Annotated in this window: 20 protein-coding genes; 5 read left to right on the forward strand and 15 right to left on the reverse strand. The window is 47.3% G+C overall.

Translation table 11 applies throughout. The annotated features are described in order from the left end of the window. Window positions 1-9 precede the first annotated feature (9 nt). From G395_RS28415 to G395_RS0102765, 3 genes are all read left to right on the forward strand, one after another. Window positions 10-4,368 carry an efflux RND transporter permease subunit gene (locus G395_RS28415; protein ID WP_035360226.1) on the forward strand — a complete coding sequence of 1,453 codons (4,359 nt, stop codon included), beginning with the start codon at window positions 10-12 and terminating at the stop codon, window positions 4,366-4,368. An 89-nt stretch (window positions 4,369-4,457) separates the two neighbouring features. Continuing rightward, window positions 4,458-4,751 (forward strand): type II toxin-antitoxin system HigB family toxin, encoded by a 294-nt coding sequence (locus G395_RS0102760; RefSeq protein ID WP_026628670.1) that lies wholly within the window; start codon window positions 4,458-4,460, stop codon window positions 4,749-4,751. Continuing rightward, the gene (locus tag G395_RS0102765) at window positions 4,748-5,128 is read left to right on the forward strand and encodes a helix-turn-helix domain-containing protein (RefSeq protein WP_026628671.1); all 381 of its coding nucleotides are present in this window, start codon (window positions 4,748-4,750) and stop codon (window positions 5,126-5,128) included. The genes G395_RS0102760 and G395_RS0102765 overlap by 4 nt, the downstream gene beginning before the upstream one ends. 55 nt (window positions 5,129-5,183) lie before the next feature. Here G395_RS0102765 and G395_RS0102770 read toward each other — a convergent pair whose 3' ends face one another. Continuing rightward, a complete protein-coding gene (locus G395_RS0102770) occupies window positions 5,184-5,759 on the reverse strand; it encodes a DUF4136 domain-containing protein (protein WP_026628672.1) in 576 nt (191 codons plus the stop codon). 309 nt (window positions 5,760-6,068) lie between these two features. Next, window positions 6,069-7,436, reverse strand: a complete 1,368-nt coding sequence (locus G395_RS0102775) for a Gfo/Idh/MocA family protein (protein WP_026628673.1) — start codon at window positions 7,434-7,436, stop codon at window positions 6,069-6,071. 142 nt (window positions 7,437-7,578) lie between these two features. Between G395_RS0102775 and G395_RS0102780 the strand changes: the two genes are divergently transcribed. Then, entirely contained in the window at window positions 7,579-8,034 is a 456-nt protein-coding gene (locus G395_RS0102780; protein ID WP_026628674.1) for a DUF6934 family protein, read from the forward strand. After that, window positions 8,031-8,186 (forward strand): hypothetical protein, encoded by a 156-nt coding sequence (locus G395_RS31955; protein ID WP_157486507.1) that lies wholly within the window; start codon window positions 8,031-8,033, stop codon window positions 8,184-8,186. The genes G395_RS0102780 and G395_RS31955 overlap by 4 nt, the downstream gene beginning before the upstream one ends. Here G395_RS31955 and G395_RS0102790 read toward each other — a convergent pair whose 3' ends face one another. The 13 genes from G395_RS0102790 to G395_RS0102850 form a co-directional block, all read right to left on the reverse strand. Beyond that, window positions 8,187-9,134 (reverse strand): sugar ABC transporter substrate-binding protein, encoded by a 948-nt coding sequence (locus tag G395_RS0102790; protein ID WP_026628675.1) that lies wholly within the window; start codon window positions 9,132-9,134, stop codon window positions 8,187-8,189. Between the two features lie 72 nt (window positions 9,135-9,206). Beyond that, the gene (locus G395_RS0102795; RefSeq protein ID WP_035360228.1) at window positions 9,207-10,154 is read right to left on the reverse strand and encodes an ABC transporter permease; all 948 of its coding nucleotides are present in this window, start codon (window positions 10,152-10,154) and stop codon (window positions 9,207-9,209) included. 62 nt (window positions 10,155-10,216) lie between these two features. Then, window positions 10,217-11,716, reverse strand: coding sequence for a sugar ABC transporter ATP-binding protein (locus G395_RS0102800; protein ID WP_035360233.1), 1,500 nt, complete (start codon window positions 11,714-11,716; stop codon window positions 10,217-10,219). Window positions 11,717-11,933: 217 nt separating this feature from the next. Beyond that, window positions 11,934-13,094, reverse strand: coding sequence for a Gfo/Idh/MocA family protein (locus G395_RS0102805; protein WP_026628678.1), 1,161 nt, complete (start codon window positions 13,092-13,094; stop codon window positions 11,934-11,936). A gap of 19 nt (window positions 13,095-13,113) precedes the next feature. Beyond that, window positions 13,114-14,175 (reverse strand): sugar phosphate isomerase/epimerase family protein, encoded by a 1,062-nt coding sequence (locus G395_RS0102810; protein WP_026628679.1) that lies wholly within the window; start codon window positions 14,173-14,175, stop codon window positions 13,114-13,116. Window positions 14,176-14,193: 18 nt separating this feature from the next. Continuing rightward, the gene (locus tag G395_RS0102815; protein ID WP_026628680.1) at window positions 14,194-15,408 is read right to left on the reverse strand and encodes a class I mannose-6-phosphate isomerase; all 1,215 of its coding nucleotides are present in this window, start codon (window positions 15,406-15,408) and stop codon (window positions 14,194-14,196) included. 129 nt (window positions 15,409-15,537) lie between these two features. After that, window positions 15,538-16,635, reverse strand: coding sequence for an aldose 1-epimerase family protein (locus tag G395_RS0102820; RefSeq protein WP_051349932.1), 1,098 nt, complete (start codon window positions 16,633-16,635; stop codon window positions 15,538-15,540). 45 nt (window positions 16,636-16,680) lie between these two features. Beyond that, the gene (locus tag G395_RS0102825) at window positions 16,681-17,487 is read right to left on the reverse strand and encodes an alpha/beta fold hydrolase (protein ID WP_026628682.1); all 807 of its coding nucleotides are present in this window, start codon (window positions 17,485-17,487) and stop codon (window positions 16,681-16,683) included. A 6-nt stretch (window positions 17,488-17,493) separates the two neighbouring features. Beyond that, window positions 17,494-18,321, reverse strand: coding sequence for a sugar phosphate isomerase/epimerase family protein (locus G395_RS0102830; protein ID WP_026628683.1), 828 nt, complete (start codon window positions 18,319-18,321; stop codon window positions 17,494-17,496). Between the two features lie 34 nt (window positions 18,322-18,355). Beyond that, window positions 18,356-19,423, reverse strand: coding sequence for a ThuA domain-containing protein (locus G395_RS0102835; protein ID WP_026628684.1), 1,068 nt, complete (start codon window positions 19,421-19,423; stop codon window positions 18,356-18,358). 21 nt (window positions 19,424-19,444) lie between these two features. Next, window positions 19,445-20,296 (reverse strand): sugar phosphate isomerase/epimerase family protein, encoded by an 852-nt coding sequence (locus G395_RS0102840; RefSeq protein ID WP_026628685.1) that lies wholly within the window; start codon window positions 20,294-20,296, stop codon window positions 19,445-19,447. 39 nt (window positions 20,297-20,335) lie between these two features. Continuing rightward, window positions 20,336-21,100, reverse strand: coding sequence for a 3-keto-disaccharide hydrolase (locus tag G395_RS0102845; RefSeq protein WP_026628686.1), 765 nt, complete (start codon window positions 21,098-21,100; stop codon window positions 20,336-20,338). A 234-nt stretch (window positions 21,101-21,334) separates the two neighbouring features. Continuing rightward, a complete protein-coding gene (locus G395_RS0102850; protein WP_026628687.1) occupies window positions 21,335-21,889 on the reverse strand; it encodes a fasciclin domain-containing protein in 555 nt (184 codons plus the stop codon). Window positions 21,890-21,893: the final 4 nt, after the last annotated feature.

Here is a 21,893-nt window from a genome sequence, read left to right on the forward strand (position 1 = left end):
TCATTCACTATGTATCAACTCATTCGAACCGCATTGCGGCAGCCTATATCCATTGTGGTGGTGGTGATCGGAATTCTGTTTTTCTCCATTCTCTCCATCCGCAGCATTCCCGTCGATATTTTCCCAAACCTGGATTTGCCAACCATTTACGTGGTGCAGCCTTACGGCGGCATGGCGCCCGACCAGATGGACGGCTTCATCGCCACGCGTTACCAGGATCACTTTCTGTACGTTTCAGGCATCCGTGACGTGGATGTAAAAACAATTCAGGGGCTTTCTCTGATCAAATTATCATTCTATCCGGGCACAGATATGGCGCAGGCGGCGGCGGAAGTTGCCAACAATGTTTCGCGGGCAAAAGCATATATGCCCGAAGGAACCGTTCCTCCGCAAGTCGTGCGTTTTGACGCCAGTTCTGTCCCCATCGGACAAATGGTTTTCGAAAGTTCTTCCCGCTCATTGAACGAAATCCAGGATTTCGCCTCTTCCCGCGTGCGGCCGATGTTCAGCCGCATTGAAGGCGTTTCCAGCCCGCCGCCGTTTGGCGGAAACCAGCGCACGATCGTAATCCGCGTTGATCCTGAGCGCATTCGGAGTTATCATTTGACACCGGAAGAGATCATTAAATCCATTGTCACTAATAACCAACCTTCTCCTACGGGTAACATCCGCATGGGCGACAAAACATTAATGACGCCGGTCAACTCGCTCATTAAGCAACCCGAGGACTTCCTGAACATTCCCATCCGCATCGGCGCCGGACCGACCGTTTTCGTGCGCGACGTAGGAACCGTAGAAGATGGCGCCGATGTGACGGTAAGTTATGCATTGATCAATGGCCGCCGTGCGGTCTATATCCCGGTTGTGAAAAAATCGGATGCTTCAACATTGGATGTGGTGAACAACGTTCGCGCCGCTTTGCCGCAATTACGCAATGCGGTTCCAGAGGACGTGAAGATTTCCTATGAATTTGACCAATCCGTTTATGTGACCAATTCTTTGAAAAGCTTGATTACCGAAGGGATTTTAGGAGCCCTGCTAACCGGCTTAATGGTGCTTTTATTTCTAAGGGACTGGCGGAGTGTGATCATCGTAATTGTCACGATTCCCATCTCGATCTTGTCTGCTGTGATTTTAATGAATTTGTTTGGTCAAACGATCAACATTATGACATTGAGCGGGTTAGCATTGGCGATCGGCGTTTTGGTCGATCAGGCGACGGTGACGATTGAGAACATTCACCAGCACCAGGAAATGGGTAAGCCCAAGGAACAGGCGATTTGGGATGCTTGTAAGGAGATTGCTTTTCCTGAATTCCTCATTCTGTTAGCTATTCTGGCCGTTTTTGCGCCGTCGTTTGTCATGAGCGGCATTCCGCGATCCATGTTTTTGCCACTTTCGCTAGCTGTTGGTTTTGCGATGATCGCTTCATTTTTGTTATCCCAAACATTGGTTCCGGTCCTGGCCAACTGGCTTTTGAAAGATCACCCCCATCACGAAGCGCCTACATTGGCTCTTGATCAAAAAGAAATTGACGATGTGATCGAAGAAGGCGCGCATCCATCGTTGCCGCCCAAAGGTTTTGAAAAATTCAAATTAAAATACATTGATTTCCTCAGCGGCATCATGCGCAAAGGGAAGCTGGTGGTTCCCGTTTATTTGGTCGGAGCAGCGGCGTTTATCGTCGGCGGATTTTTTCTGATCGGGACGGATATTTTGCCAAAAGCAAACAGTCACCAATTTCAGATGCGTCTGCGCATTGCAGACGGAACACGCGTGGAACGCACCGAGCAGGCAACATTGAAGGTTTTGAATTTAATCAAATCGGAAGTGGGCAAAGAGCATGTGGAGATTTCCTCGGCGTATGTTGGCACGGTCCCTTCCAGCTATGGAACTTCCAACATTTTCGTGTTCAACAGCGGGCCGCACGAGGCGGTTTTGCAGGTTTCGCTGCGGGAAGATTTTCCTGTTAAAATGGATGCATTGAAGGAAAAACTGCGTGAACGCATTGGAAAAGAAATCCCTGCATTGAAAATTTCATTCGAACCCATTGAGCTTGTCGATAAGATCATGAGCCAGGGAGCCTCCACGCCGATCGAGGTCAGCGTTGCTGCGAAGGATGTGGAAGAAGCAGGAAGATTTGCCAAGAAAATTCAAAAAGAAATGCAGCACATTGCATTCCTCAGAGATGTTCAAATCGCGCAGCCGCTCGAATATCCTGTGCTGAATGTTGAAATCAACCGTGAAAGAGCCGGTCAGCTGGGCATAACCTCCACCCAGGTCGCCAGATCCATGGTTGCAGCAACATCATCCAGCCGTTTTACAGACAAAAATCTGTGGCTGGACGATGCGAAGGGATTGGCTTATCAAGTTCAGGTTCAAATCCCTGAATATCAGATGACCTCTGTTGAAGACATTGGAACAATCCCTTTGAAAACCGGCGTCAGCAACCCCCTATTAGCAGACGTAGCCACTTTCTCAGAAAAAACAGCCCCCGGTGAATACGACCGCGCCGGCCCGAACCGCCTGGTAACGGTCACTGCCAACATTCACAAAAAAGATTTGGGCGCGGCCACAAAAGCAGTACAAACAGCCATTAAGAATGCGGGAGAGCCTCCGCGTGGTGTTTTGGTTGAACTAAAAGGACAATCTAATCTGCTCACCGAGACATTAGGAAGCTTGCAAGTCGGCCTTGTCATCGCGATTGTAATCATGTTCCTGTTGCTTTCGGCAACGTATCAATCCTTCAAATTATCATTGGTCGTGCTTTCAACGATTCCTGCGGTTGTTGTTGGGTCCATTGGGCTGCTGCTCATCACGGGCGCCACATTGAATCTCCAATCTTATATGGGCTTGATTATGTCTGTCGGCGTCTCCGTGGCAAATGCGATTTTAATGGTAACCAATGCTGAAAACCTGCGTTTGCAGCTCAATGACTCGCATAAGGCAGTGATTTTAGCTGCCGGAAGCAGGATACGGCCCATTCTGATGACCAGCATCGCGATGATTGCCGGAATGATCCCGATGGCCTCCGGCATGGGCGAAGGCGGCGACCAGATTGCACCGCTCGGACAAGCCGTGATTGGCGGACTTATCGCATCTACATTGGCTTCATTGCTCATTCTTCCGGCCGTCTTCACTATGGTCCAGAAAAAGGCTTCTATTCAATCATTATCACTCGATCCGGAAGATCCGGAAAGCAATTTTTTCCGCAAACAACTTCAAACTTCCCTTTCTATGAACACCTTGAAATCGTTTTTAATCATTGGAATGCTGTCTTTTAGCATTATGTCGTGCAGTTCTGAGGCGGAAACGAACGAGCATAAGGAGCAAAAAGCGGTAAAGGAACCTGCGGTAGAAATGGCCGCCGTGCAAAGCCTGAAACCCGCTAAGCAACTGACATTGCCTGGCGAATTGAAGCCCTGGAACAAGGTCAGCATTCATCCGAAAATAAAGGGTTTTGTGAAAATGGTTCACGTGGATCGTGGAACAATGGTGCGGAAAGGACAGATCCTGGCAACGCTCGAAGCGCCGGAAGTGTTGTCGGAACTAAGCCAGGCCAAAGCGCAACTGCTCGCTTCCGAAGCGGCGTTACACGAAAGCCAGACTAAATTCCAGACCAGCTCCGTGACCTATAACCGCCTTTTGCGCACCAACAAAACCCAGGGAGCCGTGTCGCTCAACGAGCTGGATGTTGCCAAAGCTAGATCGGTCACCGACAGCTCCGCCGTGGCCATGGCCCAGGGGAACGTCCAGGCCGCCCGCTCCTACATGGAAACGAAATCACAACTAGCTAAATATCTGACCGTTGCAGCCCCCTTCGATGGCATCATTACCGAGCGGAACATCAGCCCGGGTGAATTGGTAGGACCAGGCGAAAGCGGTGCAAAACCGTTATTCATCTTGGAAGATAACACAAAATTGCGCTTAACCCTGGCGATCCCTGAAAACCTGTCGAACGCGATCCCCTCCAAAGGCGAGATCAACTTCACCGTTTCAGCAAGCCCGGAAAAGCAATACAAAGGCATTTACGCCAGAAGCTCGCGAACATTATCCGAAGAAAACCGCTCGATGATGACCGAATTCGACGTCGATAACCGCTCTAACGAACTCAAAGCAGGCATGTACGCGCAAGTCTCTCTCAACTCCGCCCGTACCACCAACACCCTATTCGTCCCCACCTCCGCCGTAGTCTATTCCAGTGAACAAGTCTTCGTCATCCGAGAAAAAGACAAAAAAGCAGAATGGGTTCCTGTAAAAAGAGGGACCGTGGTGGATTCTCTGGTAGAAGTGTTTGGTGATTTGCACGCGGGGGATGCTATTGTGAAAAAGGCTTCCGAGGAGTTTCGGAACGGGGAAGCTTTGTAAAAATTGAGAAGGAAATAAATATAGGATCAAAAGTTGCCATAACGACAACTTTTGATCCTATATTTGTGTTTCGACAATACGCACACAAAATGAATGTTATCAGTTTCAAGAAATTAAGAGAATTCTATACCACGCACCCCGATTCCAAAACCTATCTGACATCATGGTTCAAGACGGTCAGAAAAGCGGATTGGAAAGATTTCAATGCAATAAAAAATGATTTCAGAAGTGTTGACCTCATAGCAGACAACAGATTGATATTTAACATTAAAGGCAATCATTACCGCCTGATCGCCAGGATCAACTTCGAGCATAAACGGATTATGATCAAATGGATCGGCACACATGCCGATTACGACAAGATAAACGCGGGAACGATATGAAGCACATGGAATTAAAACTGATTGAAACGGAGGAAGAATACGACAATGCAATCGCACGCATTGATGAACTCTTTGATGCTGCCAAGGGCAGTGAGGAAGCAAAGGAATTGGATCTTTTGGTGCTGTTGGTCAACAAATATGAGCAGGAAAATTTTCCCATTGAAGAGCCGGATCCCATTGAATATATCAAAATCCGAATGGAGGAAATGGGCTTGAAAGCAACTGATCTTGTGCCTTATATGGGGAATAAGGGTAATGTATCTCGGGTGCTGAATCGCAAACGAGGCTTGTCAATCGAGATGATCCGTAATCTTCACAAAGGCTTAGGATTTCCGCTCGACGTCCTGATCTCTGAACCGAAACTTACACCGGCATAAAACGAAAAGAGCAGCGATCGCTGCTCTTTTCGTTTTCACACCCAAGAATGATTAATTAATTCCTGCTATACGTATCCAACGTCGCCTGTGGGAAAGTCTTCAAAATGTCCGTCATGGTGTTTTTTACCATTGTTTCGCGGTCTTCTTTTTTGGTAGGGGCTTTCACTTTTCCGGATGCCCAGCCTTGCCAAACCATGCGGTCGCTGTTTTTCTGATAAATGTTCAGGATAAAACGGCTTTCCTGGTAATTGTAGGTCGAAATGTTGTTTCCACCTCCGTACCACCACATATAAGGCGAGTACATGTTGTTGGAACGCACTTGCTGACGGTCTTTTACGTCCGTCATAAACCTTACAATAATGTCCGGATTTTTGGTGTCCATTTTATAACCTTTAGCTTCCATCACTTCCACAACTGCATCACCTAACCGCCTCCTGTTCAGCTCACTACCCAAAAGCGGATCCGTTTCCATATTGTGTTCGGCTTCCACTTTGAAAGTTTTAAATTGTTTCAAATTAACAGACGAATCGTAATCGTAACTTGTCTGCAGCGCCTGGCTGCATCCCATCATTAAGAGCCCCGCAACGACCACCGCAGCGGTGGACTTCATCAACTTCACTATGGTTTTCATGTTTGTTTGAACGTTTAGTTATTGTATTAATCTGACAGTCTCCGAGGGCAAAAGTTTAATTGTTCGGATAACAACATCTTATAAACTATAAACAAATTCTTTTGGTATATAAGTTTAAAAAAAACATTGTTTCATACTAAAAAAAGTGCCTTAGGAGCGCACAGAAAGCAATGCAAACGTTTGCACAACCGCCCTTCTAAAAGTAAGATGCGCACGCATTAAAAATGGTTGTAAAACAAAAAAGCGCCCGGGTTAAGCCGGACGCGATGCACTGGGAATTTATAGGGACCACAAACTTTTATTGCAGGGCTAAACTTTCTTATAATCCGGATGCTTGTACGGATCTCGATATGGGCGGGCCAAAAGCGCATTGGCTTCCCTATCCCCAACAATTTCGCGTTTTACGGGATCATAAACAATGGGCCGCCCGGTTTTCATGGAAAGATTTGCGAGAATGCAGCTGGCAGTTGAAATGTGTCCTTCTTCAATGTCGGCAACGGGCTTGGTGCTGTTGTCGATCGCACTCAAAAAGTCAAGCATATGGAGCCTTGTAGCGGGTGCGGCATTAAGCTCAATGGCCTTTTCGGTCACATCTTCCGGATATTTTTCTTTTTCAAAAACCACATCCTTATGGATTTTCTCACCTTTGCCATTGGGAATGAAATCATAGGCCATTGTACTTGCCCATAATGTTCCTTTTTCTCCATACAAAGTAAATGACCACGGATAATCGGGATTATTGGGCGTTCCCCAGGTGCGGTGCTGCCAGACGCAATTCAGCTCATCATATTCAAAAATCGCCGATTGCGTATCTGAAATGTTGGATTTGCCTTCTTTTTGCACATAAATGCCGCCCGTTGAGCTGATTTTTTTAGGCCACCCTAGTTTGAGCATCCAGCGCACCGTGTCAAACATATGCACGCACATATCGCCCGTGATGCCATTTCCATACTCCATAAATGTCCTCCACCAGCGCACGTGCGGCAGGCCATCATAAGGCCTCAGCGGAGCCGGGCCCGTCCATTTCTCATAATCCAAAAAATCAGGGACAGCTTCAACGGACGGATTGCCATTATTCCGCATATGGAAATAACAGCACATTTCAACGTGTGAGATTTTACCCAGCAACCCAGCGTCAACAATGTTCTTTTTCGCGTCGATCAAATGCGGCGTGCTTTTCCGCTGCGTCCCCACCTGAACCACTTTTTTATACTTTCTTGCCGCAGCCACCATCGCCTCCCCTTCCATCACATCCACACTGATCGGCTTCTGCACATACACGTGCGCACCGGCTTTCACGGCATCGATCATCTGCAACGCATGCCAATGATCCGGCGTGCCGATCAGCACAATATCCATTTCATTTTCAGCCAGCATTTTCTGGTAATCGCCATACAACTTTGGCACCTTACCTGATTTCTGTCGCTGACTCACCAATTTCCCAGCCTCATTCAACTGATTTTTATCTACATCACAAAGCGCCAGCACCTCCACCGGAGCCACCTGAATCAGCCGGAATAAATCACTTTTTCCATACCATCCGGTCCCGATAAGCCCCACCCGAAGCGTTTTGGCAGGATTAATCAGGTCCATCCCCCTCGCCCCAAATGTAGAAAGCGCCAGCGCCGCCGTAGCGCCATGCAAAAAATGTCGGCGATTGATATTGAAATTGTTCATTGAAAGAATGGTTGATTATGGTCTGGTTTAGTTGGGAGTAAAAGGGATTTGGGCAGCCGGTTTACTTTCAGCAAGATTTTTTATTTGAATTGAGTGACTTCTGTTTTCCGTCTACGTCTTAATGGCGAAAAAACAATGCAATATGAAAACAGAACATTACGACTATAAAGCAAGCGAAAATTGTTTGCTGTTTGAGTTTGAAAGTGTAAGCGAATTTAAGTCTATCCGCAAACTCATTATTTATACGCCCAGTGAAAAAGTATCAAATATGTATAACTTAGCTTTATGCGATATTTTAAGCAACGGTGAAAGCTGCGATCGAAATATTAGCAATAATCTTGACATGGGGAAAGTCATTGCCACCGTCGTAAAAAGCATGGTCACATTTTGTAAAGCGTATCCAAATTCATCCATTTACATTACGGGAAGCACACCTGCCAGGACACGCTTGTACAATATCATTATAAGCAAAGAGCTTTCAGAAGCGAGAAGAATTTTCGAAATTTATGGCTTGAAAGAAACGAAAAGAGAACTTTTCATTTCAAATCGAGAATACGACGCATTTTTAATCACATACTTAAACGACAAAATCAGATGAATCCGACAGCCAGAGCGAAAAGGACCAAATTTAGAGAAGAACGGGTATATGCTTCCGTTGAAGAATTTGTTCAAATGAAAAATGAACTTGCCCGTAAACAGCTTGAAGGCGTCGATCTAAGTTTTCTTAACGAGCGGAAAAAGCGGGAATAATCATTTCAAATACTCCTCAACATTCTCCTTCGTCACCAACTGAAACGGAATCAAAACCTCCCTTTCAAACTGTTCCTTCTTAGCAGCTTTCACAGCTATTTCAATGGCTTTACTGCCTTGCTCCTGAGCATTCTGGAAGATTGTAGCATTCAACGCTCCTTTTTTTACGGATTGCAAAGCGTCCGGTATGGCGTCTACGCTGATTACGATTACTTTGTCTTTCAAACCTGCCGCTTCGAGTGCTTTTACGGCACCCATACCCATTTCGTCGTTGTGAGCAAAGACAGCGTTGATTTTTGAGCCGTAGGATTGGATCCAGTTTTCCATCAATGACATCGCTTTTGCGCGGTCCCATTCGCCGGTTTGCTCGGCGAGAAGCTTCATGCCGGGATTGGCTTTGAGGATTTCTTTTGCGCCATTATCTCTTTTGAGCTGGGCCGCCTGACCCATGAATCCGTGCATAATCAGCACATTGCCTTTTCCTCCCAGTTTCTCAACCAGATATTTCATTGCTATCCTTGCAGATTCCGTGTCATCCGAGCCTACAAATGCAGATGGTTTTGCCGATGTTTCGGAGTTAACATTAATGATTGGAATTTTCGCGTCCATAGCGAGCTTTACAGCTGGTGAGCTGGCTTCGACTTCGCAAGGATTCATAATTATTGCGTCCACGCCTTGGGCTATGAAACTTTCGACTTGCTCCACTTGCTTCAATGCAGAGCGTTCAGCGTCGACGGTGATGAGTTCGACGCCCAGCGCTTTCGCCCTCGCTTCCATTTCGTCGCTTACATTGACGATGAATTCGTTTTGCATGCTTAGCATGGTTGAGCCGACGACGAGTTTTTTATCAGAACCGCTTTCGCCGCCTTCGCCTTTTCCGGATTGGTTGCAGCTGGCAATGGTAAGTGCTAGTGCTACCAGCAGGGCGTATTTTGTAGTTTTTATCATTGTATTTTAATTCAAAATAAACCTTTCGATTTAACTGTAAACCCTTCGATATACTAAACAGCATGCTCAAAGCTAGCGATCCTTCTTACCCATGCTATCCAGCACCACAGCGCCTATGATGATAATTCCCATTACAACTTGCTGATAATAAGACGTCACATTCAGCAAATCCAAACTATTACTAATCACACCTATCAGCAATGCGCCGATTAATGTGCCCGTCATGGTGCCGGTGCCTCCTGATGTGCTGGTGCCGCCAATGATGGCTGCGGCGATGGCGTCGAGCTCGAAACCTGCCCCGGCATTTGGCTGGCCGGTTGTGATCCGGGAAGTGAGTAAGATGCCGCCCACAGCAGAAAGCAGGCCGCAAAGCGTATATACCCACATTTTAACATTGGTTACGTCGATGCCCGATGCCCGCGCAGCTGGCTCATTCCCTCCTACTGCGTACATGTAGCGACCGAGGACAGTTTTATTTAAAATAATGGAGCAGACGATGAAGGCAATGATCAGGATGATGATGGGGAACGGAATGCCGAAAAGATTACCGCCGCCTATGAAGTTGAAGGAATCTGATAAATTAGATATCGGCCGGCCTTTGCTTAAAATCAATGCTAAACCACGCCCAATGGTCATGGTGCCGAGGGTTACGATGAAGGGCGGCACTTTGCTTTTAGTAATGACAAAACCATTGAATGCCCCGAAAAATAATCCCGCACCCAGCCCTGCCAGCAAAGGCACAAGCAAAGGATACGCGTCCGGATGCGCGAACATGGCTGCGGTAACGCCCGCAACGGCAACCATAGAGCCAAGCGAAAGGTCAATGCCACCCGTAATGATGACGAATGTGACGCCAAAAGCAAGTAATGCGTTAATCGAAACCTGCGTTCCGATGATCATAAGATTGGAAACCGTAAAAAATCTTGGTGTGCTGAATGCTAGTGCGAGGCATATTAATGTAAACGCCAGGAAAATGCCGTATTGACTGAATTTATTAAGGCGGGTTGGGAGAATGTTCATGTTTACTTCGGTGATCGGCTGTCGGCCATCGCTGTTTTTAATGTTTGTCAGTAATCAGAAGCCTATGCAACCGCGTATTTCATAATTAATTCCTGTGTCGCTTCTTCTCTTGAAAGGATGGCCGTTTGCTTGCCCTTTGATAAAATCAGAATCCGGTCGCTCATGCCCAGTATCTCAGGCAGTTCGGAGGAGATCATAATGATGGCAATTCCTTTGTCGGCGAGTTTTCGGATGAGTTTGTATATTTCAAATTTCGCCCCTACATCCACGCCGCGGGTTGGCTCGTCTAGAATGATGATTTCAGGAGACGCCAGCAACACTTTTCCTATGACGACTTTTTGCTGATTGCCGCCGCTCAGATAAGTGACTTTCTGGTTCATATCAGCAGTCTTGATGCGCAGATCGGCGATCATTTGCTCGGTGGATGCTTTCTCGCTGTTTGTATTGATGAAAATCCCTTCCCGATGCCGGTTCATGCTGGCTAATGTGGTGTTGTCTTTGACCGACATGCCCGGAATAAAACCCAGGCCCTTGCGATCTTCGCTTACATATCCAATGCCGTTTTCAATGGCCTGCCGCGGGGTTTTATTGACGACTGATTTGTTCCTAATAATAATTTCGCCGCCATCCGGTTTATCTAAACCAAAAATTACTCTTGCAATCTCTGTTCGCCCGGCGCCCATTAGTCCTGCAAATCCCAATATTTCTCCTGCCCGAACTTCAAAATTAATATCTGCAAACTGATCCTTTTTACTTAAACCCTTCACTGAAATCGCCAGGTCACCTTTTGCATGATTGGATTCCGGAAACATGTGCTCGATTTCCCGGCCGACCATCATCGAAATAAGCGACTGCTTATCCAACTCGGAAGCGCTTTTAGTAGCAACGTATTTTCCATCGCGCAGCACGGTTATGGTGTCCGAAATCTCAAAGATCTCGTCCATTTTGTGTGAAATGTAAATGATTGCGACACCCTTGGCTTTCAAGTCTTTGATGATTTTGAAAAGTGTATCCACTTCCTTGTCGGAAATGGCCGATGTGGGCTCGTCCATAATGATCACTTTTGCATCATTTGAAATCGCCTTCGCAATCTCGACCATCTGCATTTGCGCTACGCTCAGATGCTTCATTTTGGCTTTGAAATCAATGTCGACGCCCATTTCGGTCAGCAATGCTTCTGCTTTTTGGTTTACGCCAGCATCGTTCAGCCAGCCGGAAGCCCAGCCTGTTTTTCCGGAAACTTCTCTCTCTCGGCCTAAAAAAATATTTTGTGCAACAGTAAGCTCCGGAATAATAAGGATTTCCTGGTGGATCATGGAAATGCCGCGCTTCAATGTCGCGCTGACATTGCTGTTCCTTAAATCAGCCCCTTCAAAAATGATTTCACCCGAATCCGGCGCAAGCAGGCCAATCAGGATTTTCATGAATGTTGATTTCCCGGCGCCGTTCTCGCCCATTAAGGCATGCACTTCTCCTCTTTTCAACTCAAAATGAATGTTGTCCAGCGCTTTCACACCGGAGAACGATTTTGAGAGATTTGAAACTTTGAGGATTGTTCCCATTATTTTTTTTATCCCCCGGTTGAAACCGGGGGCAATTGATTGTTTTGGGATGCTATTTTTTATGATGCTATGTAGATAGTACAGAAGTCAACAACTCATACCGGATGAAATACCCTCAAAAATAAAACATTGCCCAGGGTTTCAACCCTGGGCTTTATGATAGATAATTATAGATGATAATATAGGACTGAATTAATTGAATAGAATCCAATCAATGTCAGCCTTCCCAAACCACGCCGGTGTCTTTCCAGCTTTTAGAAGCCGCAGAGTCCAGCACTGCTTCGCAGACTTTCTGGGTTTCGTAGGCGTCCTTAAAAGTGGGTGAACAAGGCTCGCCGGTTTGCAGACTTTCGAAGAAGTCGGCGGCTTGGTGGATGAACGAATGTTCATAGCCAATGCTCGTGCCCGGAATCCACCAGCGCTTCATATAAGGCTGATCGCTGTCGGTAACGAGGATGGAGCGCCAGCCGCGGACGATGGATTCGTCGTTATGATCGAAATATTCCAGACGGTTCAGATCGTGCAGGTCCCAGCGGATGGATGCGTGTTCACCGTTGATTTCAAATGTATAAAGTGCCTTGTGGCCACGGGCATAACGCGTTGACTCAAAGAGACCCAACGAACCATTATCAAAATGACAGTGGAAAATACAAGCATCGTCGATGCCTACTTTCTGCACTTCTCCGCTTGCCGAATGCACGCGTTCTTTGATGAATGTCTCGGTTACAGCAGAAACGTCCTTAATGCCTCCGTTGATCCACATTGCTGTGTCGATGCAATGTGCCAGCAGGTCGCCTGTTACGCCGGAACCAGCTGCATCTACGTCCAGACGCCAGGTGGCGGCACCTCCTTGTGGAACGTCCGGGTTAATGGTCCAGTCTTGCAGAAAGTTTGCCCGGTAATGGAAAATCCGTCCCAACTTGCCGGAATCGACGATTTGCTTCGCTAATGTTACAGCAGGCACGCGGCGGTAATTGTACCAAACCGTGTTTTTCACGCCTGATTTTTCAATGGCGTCCACCATCGTTTTGGCTTCTTCCAATGTTCTTGCCAATGGTTTTTCGCAAAGGATCATCTTGCCGGCAGCAGCGGCCGCGATGGCGATTTCGGCGTGAGTGTCATTGGGCGTACAAATATCTATCGCATCAATGTCGTCGCGCTCGATGATTTTTCTCCAATCGGTTTCGACGGATTCGTAACCCCATTGTTCTGCAAATGCACGCACTTTTTCTTCGTTACGCGAGCATACTGCTTTTAAAACAGGGCGATATTCCAGCTCGGGAAAGAAGTCGCCGATTCTTTTATAGCCATTGGAATGCGTGCGGCCCATTAATCCGGTCCCGATGAGCGCAATCCTGATTTCTTTTTTATTTGACATATCCTGAATTCAAATCGGGTTAAACGATGGGAGAAACAACACTATCTTCCTGATACCAGCCATGCGCCTGACGCACTTTCACGAGCGCGGCCAGAATGTCGTTCCAGGTTTGCTGATTGGTCATGACCTCGTTCGGGAACATGCAGCCATCCCAACAAATATGACGGAACGCCTTGGTAACGTTGCCGTTTTCATCCCGCAGCCAATAACCTGCGTCTTTTGTAATGTCTAATCTTCCGTTTGGATCCGTTGCCAGGCAGTGACGACCCGTTTTGTCGTGTGAACCTGTTCCGTGAACTGTTCCGTCGTTTTGCGCAACGTGGAAGTCGAATGTGTACGGACGCAATTCAGCAGTCATTTTTTTCAAACCTTCCTCCAAAGCATAGCGGTCGCCCCATTGGAAATCCACAGGTAAAATACGGTGCTCAGGCGCATTGTAACCTAGCAGATAAAGGAATGTATGTGACATATCAGCCTGGAAACCCATATTTGGACGACCAACTGCATCCAGCGTTTCGATCATCGCTTTCCAGCTGTGCATGCCGCCCCAGCAGATTTCTCCTTCGGCTGCAATTTTTTCGCCAAAATCTGCAGCTACGTCACAAGCACGTCTAAATGTTTCGGCAATTTGCTTCGTATTGGCAGCAGGGTCAGCAGACCAAACTTCGGGTGAAGCAGCCGAGTCGACGCGGATTACGCCGCCGTTTCGGATGCCTAGGTCACGCAGTTTTTTACCAAAAATACAAGCCTGACGAACCTGCTCCACGAATGTATCTTTCGCTTCCTTAGTGCCCATTGCTGAACCGGCCCAGACATTGGCTACAAGGCTTCCTACTTCGAGGTTCAGGCCGTTCAGCTTTTCAGCCAGGCGTTCTGCACCGCCGTCCTGGTTCATATAAATACCAACATGCGGGTCAAACAGACCTAAGTCAACGCCATCAAAACGAACGCCGTCCACTTCCGCAGACGCGGTTTTCTCAAGCATTGTATCAAAAGAAATAATCGGTTCTTCGTCAGAACCTTTGCCCACAATCCCAGGCCAAGTGGCATTGTGAAGCTTAGGATAATTATTTTCTGGCATGGTTTAAGAATTTATTGGTTAAAGAACTAAGTCTGGATTGCCCGGACCAAAGTGTTTCAAGATTACAATAGGGTCCGTTTTGGAAGGATTGCTGATCACAACGCCTTCCACTGCCGCTTTTTCACTTACAAAAAATTCATCATTCGTCAATTGCCCGTAGCGGATGAGTGCCGGTGTTTCAATGTCCCAATCACCAAACTTGCCGTGGCCCTGCATCACTATCATTCCGTATGCGCCACCGTCTTTAATTGTTACTGTTTGCCCAGGGAATACGGTCAGTTCTTTGGCACTGTAAGCTTCGTTCTTGTAGCAAATCCAGTTCTCGCTATATCCTTCCGCTTCCATCTCGGCAACATCTTTCACCGGTTTCGGACGCATGAAATGTTTCTCCATCAAATTAGGATTGACATTCAAATCCCAGTCGATTACTTCCATCAACAAGTCGTAATCGCCAATTCTGTCTTGGGGGGTACCTTTCCAAAGCAGCTCTTCCGGAATAACCGCCTCGTTGACAAGCGATTGATACATCGCGAAAATATCCGATGCTTTTTGCGGCTCATATGTGCACAAGCTGCCCGGCGCGTGCAGCATGCCGGGAGGCACATCCCAGCCCGTTCCCGGTTCCAGACGAAATGCCTGAGAATAGTTCGTGATTTTATTGTCACCCTTGGTGAAGTTCATCAGACACTCCTTGATCTGCTCTTTGGAAGTACCCGGAGCAATACCAATGAATGTATAAGGAAAATCGCCGCCGTGGTTGTTGAGTTGCGGCGGGAAATAGTAGGCTTCCGGCTTTCCATTCTGGCCCACCATTGCGGCGTGCTCATCTCTGTGGTGGATATGGTGCGGAAGCGGGCCCATATTGTCAAAAAACTTGGAATACATCGGCCAGCTTTTGTATTGATCCCAAAGTCTGTTACCAATAATTTCACCTTTCAGCTCTTCCACCGCATCCCGCAATGTGACTTTTTGAACGCCTGACTCATCTTCCAAAACGATTTGGCTCAAACCTTCATTTTCGCCGGTCAGCGGCCCGTTCTCTGCGGGAGTGGTAGAAGATAACCAGCGCTCATCGATACCGCCACGCTCTCCACCCAGTACATAATAATCGTCCGGATGTAATTTGATCCTGCGGCCGGGAACGCAAAATGAACGCGGCACCCAGGTCGGCGCCAAACGCAAAATCCCTTTTCCCTGCTCTAATGCCTTCTCAGCTATACTCGAAAGTCCCATTGTGGTTAATAAATTGGTTTAGTGTAAATAATAATATCTGCTTCTGTCACCCTGAGCGGAGTCGAAGGGCGCTACTGACGAAGGCATCTCGCTCGTGCCTTCGACTCCGCTCAGGCTGACAGGGGTTGTTCAGGCCACATTCACCTGCAATACAAACTCATCAATAATGCTTTTCTCCGTCATCGCATTCAATTCCAGATCATAAACCTTCGTCTCCTCCGGCCCGATGAAAATTAATGTCTTATCCTCCCTCGCCTTCGCCTGACCCGACAACGGATGCGTGCTAGGTTCCAACCCGGTAACGTATTCACCTCTGCCCCAATGCTGCCAGTTGGCCATCCAGGGGAGTTGTTCTTTTTTGAATTTTAATCCGACAGCCAGGCCGATCTTTTCATTGTAAAGCCCGCAAATGCTGTCGCCGAAAATGTCGGCTTCGATGTCTACCAATGCTACTTCTTCGCCGCTTCCCAGGTGATCGTCCAGGGGGGCGGGGCATTTTTTGAAATTGTTTCCTTCTTTGAAAATCTTAGCATTTTCTTCGCCGTGCCTGGGGTGCCATTTGCCGTTCCAGAGGATGTCGGTGCCTTCGTCAGCGAGCGGCCAGCCGAAATTGAAATGATACAAAAGCATGTGCGGCGATGGCGTGTTGCCCTTGTTGGTCACTTCGTCGTGAATGCGGACGCCGGGTTGTCCTAATGTTGCCGAAATGGTCCGGCGCAGTTCCAGACTTGGGCCGAATGGCTTTGTTTCCCGGATAATGCCCGTAATGCTCATTTCCAGCTTGCCAGCCCTTACATCCGGCTGAATGATGGATACGATTTCTGCCGGTGAATTGCTGATTAGCCCATGCAAACCTCTGTCTCCAAAACCATCCGACTCCGGCCCGCCGACGTGTGTAAGGCCGCAGGTTGTGAGTAGACCGCCGCCGAATGTTCTTAACCAATCAATCCCTTTGTCAGAAAATGGCTGTGGGTACGTAATGCCGCCGTGGCTTAGCCAGGCAAGACTATGCTGATTGTAAAATGCCTCCGCAATGTCCATCGCCCTGTCAATCACCACTTTGAAACGCAAACCTGCGCCCGTATTGATCCAGGCAATGCGCGTTCCTCTTCCTGCGCCATTGTCAAGGACCGATGTTTCAATGCCGCCGATTTGTGCGTGGTTGGACACTTTGTCTTTCCAGCCGGCATTTGGGACGTCGTTATTTATATGCTCCGCACTTTCCATTTTTATATCAATTCAAAAATTAAAAAAGGCTTTAATGACCTTTCTTTAATGTGTTTTGGAGAGAAAATCCCTCACCCTCAGGTTAAAATCATCCGTATTTTCGAAATGAAATGCGTGTCCGAGCTTCTCGTAAAGGAACAATTCGGTATTGGGAATGCCATTCGCCACTTCCTCTGCCATCCAAACCGGCGTGAAAATGTCTTCCCGGCCTCCTATGACCAATGTTGGTTTGTCTATTTTGCCTAAATCAGCCAGCGCATTGTGGTTAATGCACGCTGCTGCCTGGCCTTCCAGTCCGTGTAACGGCTGCGGATAAGGGTTGACCGCGTCTTGTTTTCTGCCTAATTCGAGTTCTTCGTGCTTCCTGGGATCGTCCCAGGATGATTTTGAAAAAATTAATAATTGAATGTATAAGCTGAATTCCTCCGGCCGGAAACGCGCTTTGCTGTTCATAATGTGCTGAAACAGGCTTTTGGCATAGTTGTCGCACCGTGCCCAGGGGCACATCAGGACCAAAGACTTTACTTTTTTAGGATGCCTTATCGCCAGTTGCTGCGCAATGGTGCTGCCCATGGAGCAGCCTACAACATGCACATTTTCAAGTTCCAGTGAATCGAGCAGACCGGCATAATCATCGGCCATTTGCTCGCTGGTGTACGCGCCTGCTGGTTTGTCGGTTTGGCCTACTCCCCTGTTATCACCTATAATGCAGCGGAAATGATGTTTCCAATCGGCCACATGCACATTCCAGACTGATCCGGGCGCGGTAATGCCCATAATCAGCAAAAGCGGCTCGCCGGAGCCCCTTTCTTCGTAATACATGTTGATTCCGTTGGTCTTGATCGTCGGCATGGGCGTTTATCTTAATGCTGGGATGAGGTCGTTCTGGATCCAGTTGCCGTCATGGGTTGTCACGAAATCGGGATCTTCCAATGCTTCTTTTCCTTCGTCTTCACAAATGATCCAGCCGCTGTAATTAATGTCTTTAAGCCATTGGGTTACAGCCAGTAAGTCCACTTTTCCCTTGCCCATTAATGTAAATTCAGGGTTTCCGTCCCAATCTTTGTAATGCACGTGGTTGATCAGCGACTGATATTCTTTCATTTTGGCCAACGGGTCCATATCGCCGTTGATAATGTGGCCCACATCCGGCGTCCAGCCCGTAACCGATGCATCCAGCCCTTCCAGCACGATCTTATAATCCTCGGCTGTGCGGATGATGGACGTGTGCGGGGAATTGGGATGGTAACTGCATGGAACACCTTTGTCTGCGGCACGTTTTGAAACCGTGTTGACAATGTTAACAAGGCGTTTTTGCCGCTCTGCCAGGTCGTGACGGCCTGTCGGGATTTGCACTGTATTTAAAACGGCACCGGGAAATCTTTGCAAAACTCTGATCGCATGATCGGCCACTTCGCGCTCGCGCTCGGTTTCTTCTGCCTCATTCCAATCCAATGCCAATGCCAGCGCCGCGAGCTCAATGCCTTGTTCGTCCAGTTTCGCTTCCAGCTTGTCGGGGTCGATCAGGTCGCCCATCCAGGTGAAAATGGGCTGAATTCCGGTGAATCCGGCTTTGGCGATGACTTCAATCATATGCCCCAGCCGGCCCTGATGCGTTTGACCGCTGTTGCTCATAAACCAGGTATAAACCTCTGATCCAAAGCGAAATGGAAGTATTTGAGACATTAAATGCTTTTATTAATTTATATAAATCAAAAAATTACTTTGTCTTCTTTTTGACAATCTCGCCAGGCATAATGAGCGAGTCCCAGCCCGCAAGATCCGCAGGCTTAACATTGGCCTTATAACCGGTAAAATTAAATGTCGTGGGCTTGTAAGGTCCTACAAAAGCAATGTCGTTGGAAGGCTTAATGTCCTTTTCCATGCCCATCGCCCAGAATGTTGCATTGAGCACCATGCGGCGGAAGCCTTCATTCAGCAAATCTTCGGAAGCGCCATGCGTGGTGGTGAATGAGCGGCCTTTTTGACCACCTTCAACCTGATATTCCTTGATCCAGGCAACTGGAAGCAGCTCTTTGGTTTTGTCGGGCTCGGACGTGGGCGTCATGCCGTTGAGCACCTGTCCTCTTGCAAGCACTGTTCCTTTCGGCTCGGCCGTGTAGCCGCCGGATTGCACCCATATATTCCGCACGGCAGTCATGATGGGGTGTGCTTCCTGGCCTTTTTCAATAATGATTTTGGAAGATTGCTTGTGGTTGGTGCCATAGTGGGAAACCCAGGTTTCGCCGAGCACATATTCGCCAAAACCATCTTTCCAATTGGCCTTATCGCCTTTATAATCCCAGCTGTAATGTGCCCATTCATGGTCATTTTTTATTTCAAAAGCGTGAGTGGAAGTGCGAAAAGCGACGATAGGCCCACCGCGTTTGATGTAGTCGTCAATATGCTGCATTTCTGCATCTGGAAAATGCGCGAAGCGCATGAACATAACGAGCAGATCGGCTTTTTCCAGAACTTTAAGGCCTTTAATGTTGGAGCCGCCCGGGAAAATGTTGCCTGCGGAATCGAGCGCGTAGACAACCGTGCAAGTAAAGCCGTAATTTTTAGCCAAGATTTTCGCTAAGGCTGGCAGTGATTCTTCTCCCCTATATTCATGATCCGTCGCAATAAAAACAATATTCTTGCCAGCGCCAGGACCTTTATCGCCTTTGTAAACGACCCGATACATTTCCGCATCAAAATCTTGTGCACTTACATTCGCTGTTTTGAAAAAGAAAATGAAAGAGACAATGCTGGTCAGCAGCAAGGATTGAAGGACTTTATGCATGGTTCAGGAATGTTTTTTTGATCAAAGACCGTGTTTCAGGCTCATTTCGCGGATAAATTTGTAGCCATTCTCGGCAATGTCCCATGGATCTGAAAACTCGCGCCATACGCCGATGGCATTGGCAAAATCCGGGTCATTCCTTGAAAAAGCCTCAATCGTGAGCCAGCCTTGATATTTGATCGCTGCCAGGGAAGAAAATGCATCGTCCCAAAGCACTTGTCCGTCGCCCGGCGTTCCGCGGTCATTTTCGCTGATGTGCACGTGCGCCAGAACAGGCGCGATGGTTTGCAATGCTATGGAATATTTTTTCTCCTCAATATTGGAATGGTGCGTATCGAACATGGCGCGCACATTCGGGTGATCGGCTGCTTTCACGAGTTTGAGCAGCTGTTCCATGGTGTTGCAGAGATAGCATTCAAAACGGTTCAATGCTTCCAATGCGAATGTAATGTTAGCCTGAGCGGCATAATCAGCAGCGGCATGCAAAACTTCACCAGCCAATGCATATTCCTGATCCTGAGCCGGGCGGTTTACAAAAACCGTGTGCGCCGAGTGAAACGGACCACAAATGATTTTTGCATTCAGGTCATGCGCCCGGTCTACCGCCCATTTGATTTTATCCAAAGCCCTTTGTCGAACCTCCACCGACTCGCTTACCGGATTTTCATCCGCGCCAAGCGTCATTACCGCACTGGTTTCCAGGCCGATATCCTTAGTGTAATTTCCAACACGCTGATAAGCAGCTGATTCCTGCGGGCCCAGATAAAATTCCGCTCCGTCGTAACCAATTCCTTTCAACCGGTCGAGTATGGGAAAAAGATCATCAGAAACCGCTGCCGTCCAGGCAAGCACATTAAATCCTATTTTATTCATTGGACTAAAATTCGTTGTTGCCAGCAATTGGCACTGACGCTATTGTTTGATTCTCAAATCTTTGTATTCCACTTTCATAGGCGGGCCCACGTGGACCTGCACGCCCAGCAAACCGCTTTTTTTACCATTAACTGTATCATTATCGGTCACATCGCTCATCAGAACACCATTGATGTAATGTTGCAGGCGGTTTCCTTTGGCCACAATGTGAAACTCATTCCAGTCCTCGCTTTTGATCAGCGTTTTCAACGAATCTGATTTTCCTAATGAGCCGGTTACTTCCAGCCCTGTCCAGGCATTTCCTTTCACGCCGGCACGAACGGCTTCGGGCGTCTTTTCGCCAGTATAAGGCTTGATTGTCGTTTTCTGGCCGCGATAAGCGAGTGTTGTTCTTTTACGTTCCTCGTAATTCTGGCCTGTATAATTGTTTTTTCCGTCAATATCGGCCTGGTAACCTTTCAATGCAAAAGGAACATCTGTTAACTGTTCACTTCTGTAATTAATGCCTGAATTACCGGCTGTTGCGATCTTTACCGAACCTTTTAATTCAAAATCTGCGGGCTCGCCGCCTTTCCAGATAATGAATGAATTTGTTTTTAAAAGGGTCTCAGGCGTGATTTCTCCTACAAGATTCCCATTTTCCACTCTCCAGTATTTCGGATCACCGTCCCAGCCTTTCAATGATTTGCCATCAAAGATGGATACGAAGCCTTTTTCTTTCTTCTGTGCCACGCATGAAATCTGGCTTCCGATGCTCAATAAAACGGCCAGCATAAGCGCGGCGCTGATAAATCTGGAATTCATTGGTTTGTATTTATAGGTTTAGTGACTTCTGAAAAATAGGCTTCCCTTACAACAACGGGATTTTTTTGTTAATTACTCTTAAAAAAGCAGAAAATAATATCCAAAAATTCCTAAAATTATCCGTCGCACTATCCTGTACTAACCTGCATGGGGCACAAAAAAAGGCGGGAAAGCCTAAGCTCTCCCGCCACATCACAACCAACTTCACTCACGAACTTCACATAACTCAATTCATTAAGGCATCAAAACTTTGTCGATTACATGGATCACGCCGTTTGATTGATACACGTCTGCAATTGTTACTTTTCCTTTGTTTCCTTTTGCATCCGTAACGATCAGGTCTTTACCGTCCATGGTAAAAGTAAGCTCAGCGCCTTGTGCTGTTTTCGCCATTGCTTTTCCTTTGCCGTCCTTGATCATTTTTGCAACTGATTTAGAATCAACTTTTCCAGGAATAACGTGGTAAGTCAAAACCGAAGTTAGTGTTGCTTTGTTTTCTGGTTTCAACAAGTTGTCAACGGTTCCGGCTGGCAGTGCGTCGAATGCTGCGTTAAACGGTGCAAAAACCGTGAATGGGCCTGTTCCTGACAATGTTTCAACCAATCCTGCTGCTTTTACAGCGGCAACCAATGTTGTATGATCTTTTGAATTGACTGCGTTTTCGATAATGTTTTTGTTTGGATACATTTCTGCTCCGCCTACCATTTTTGTCTTTTCTTGGGCAAATGCACCGAATGCTGTCATCAAAGCAAATGCCAGCAAGCTTGTAAATTTCATCGACGTTTTCATAGGT

Source organism: Dyadobacter alkalitolerans DSM 23607 (genome assembly GCF_000428845.1).
GTDB lineage: Bacteria > Bacteroidota > Bacteroidia > Cytophagales > Spirosomataceae > Dyadobacter > Dyadobacter alkalitolerans.

Coding starts and splice junctions, on each gene's coding strand:
- G395_RS0102820 (WP_051349932.1), bottom strand. CDS start 16,635: ATGGAAAGTGCGGAGCATATAAATAACGACGTCCCAAATGCCGGCTGG.
- G395_RS0102795 (WP_035360228.1), bottom strand. CDS start 10,154: ATGAACATTCTCCCAACCCGCCTTAATAAATTCAGTCAATACGGCATT.
- G395_RS0102805 (WP_026628678.1), bottom strand. CDS start 13,094: ATGTCAAATAAAAAAGAAATCAGGATTGCGCTCATCGGGACCGGATTA.
- G395_RS31955 (WP_157486507.1), top strand. CDS start 8,031: ATGAATCCGACAGCCAGAGCGAAAAGGACCAAATTTAGAGAAGAACGG.
- G395_RS0102800 (WP_035360233.1), bottom strand. CDS start 11,716: ATGGGAACAATCCTCAAAGTTTCAAATCTCTCAAAATCGTTCTCCGGT.
- G395_RS0102815 (WP_026628680.1), bottom strand. CDS start 15,408: ATGGGACTTTCGAGTATAGCTGAGAAGGCATTAGAGCAGGGAAAAGGG.
- G395_RS0102850 (WP_026628687.1), bottom strand. CDS start 21,889: ATGAAAACGTCGATGAAATTTACAAGCTTGCTGGCATTTGCTTTGATG.
- G395_RS0102825 (WP_026628682.1), bottom strand. CDS start 17,487: ATGCCGACGATCAAGACCAACGGAATCAACATGTATTACGAAGAAAGG.
- G395_RS0102770 (WP_026628672.1), bottom strand. CDS start 5,759: ATGAAAACCATAGTGAAGTTGATGAAGTCCACCGCTGCGGTGGTCGTT.
- G395_RS0102845 (WP_026628686.1), bottom strand. CDS start 21,100: ATGAATTCCAGATTTATCAGCGCCGCGCTTATGCTGGCCGTTTTATTG.
- G395_RS0102840 (WP_026628685.1), bottom strand. CDS start 20,296: ATGAATAAAATAGGATTTAATGTGCTTGCCTGGACGGCAGCGGTTTCT.
- G395_RS0102830 (WP_026628683.1), bottom strand. CDS start 18,321: ATGTCTCAAATACTTCCATTTCGCTTTGGATCAGAGGTTTATACCTGG.
- G395_RS0102775 (WP_026628673.1), bottom strand. CDS start 7,436: ATGAACAATTTCAATATCAATCGCCGACATTTTTTGCATGGCGCTACG.
- G395_RS0102780 (WP_026628674.1), top strand. CDS start 7,579: ATGAAAACAGAACATTACGACTATAAAGCAAGCGAAAATTGTTTGCTG.
- G395_RS0102810 (WP_026628679.1), bottom strand. CDS start 14,175: ATGCCAGAAAATAATTATCCTAAGCTTCACAATGCCACTTGGCCTGGG.
- G395_RS0102790 (WP_026628675.1), bottom strand. CDS start 9,134: ATGATAAAAACTACAAAATACGCCCTGCTGGTAGCACTAGCACTTACC.
- G395_RS28415 (WP_035360226.1), top strand. CDS start 10: ATGTATCAACTCATTCGAACCGCATTGCGGCAGCCTATATCCATTGTG.
- G395_RS0102765 (WP_026628671.1), top strand. CDS start 4,748: ATGAAGCACATGGAATTAAAACTGATTGAAACGGAGGAAGAATACGAC.
- G395_RS0102835 (WP_026628684.1), bottom strand. CDS start 19,423: ATGCATAAAGTCCTTCAATCCTTGCTGCTGACCAGCATTGTCTCTTTC.
- G395_RS0102760 (WP_026628670.1), top strand. CDS start 4,458: ATGAATGTTATCAGTTTCAAGAAATTAAGAGAATTCTATACCACGCAC.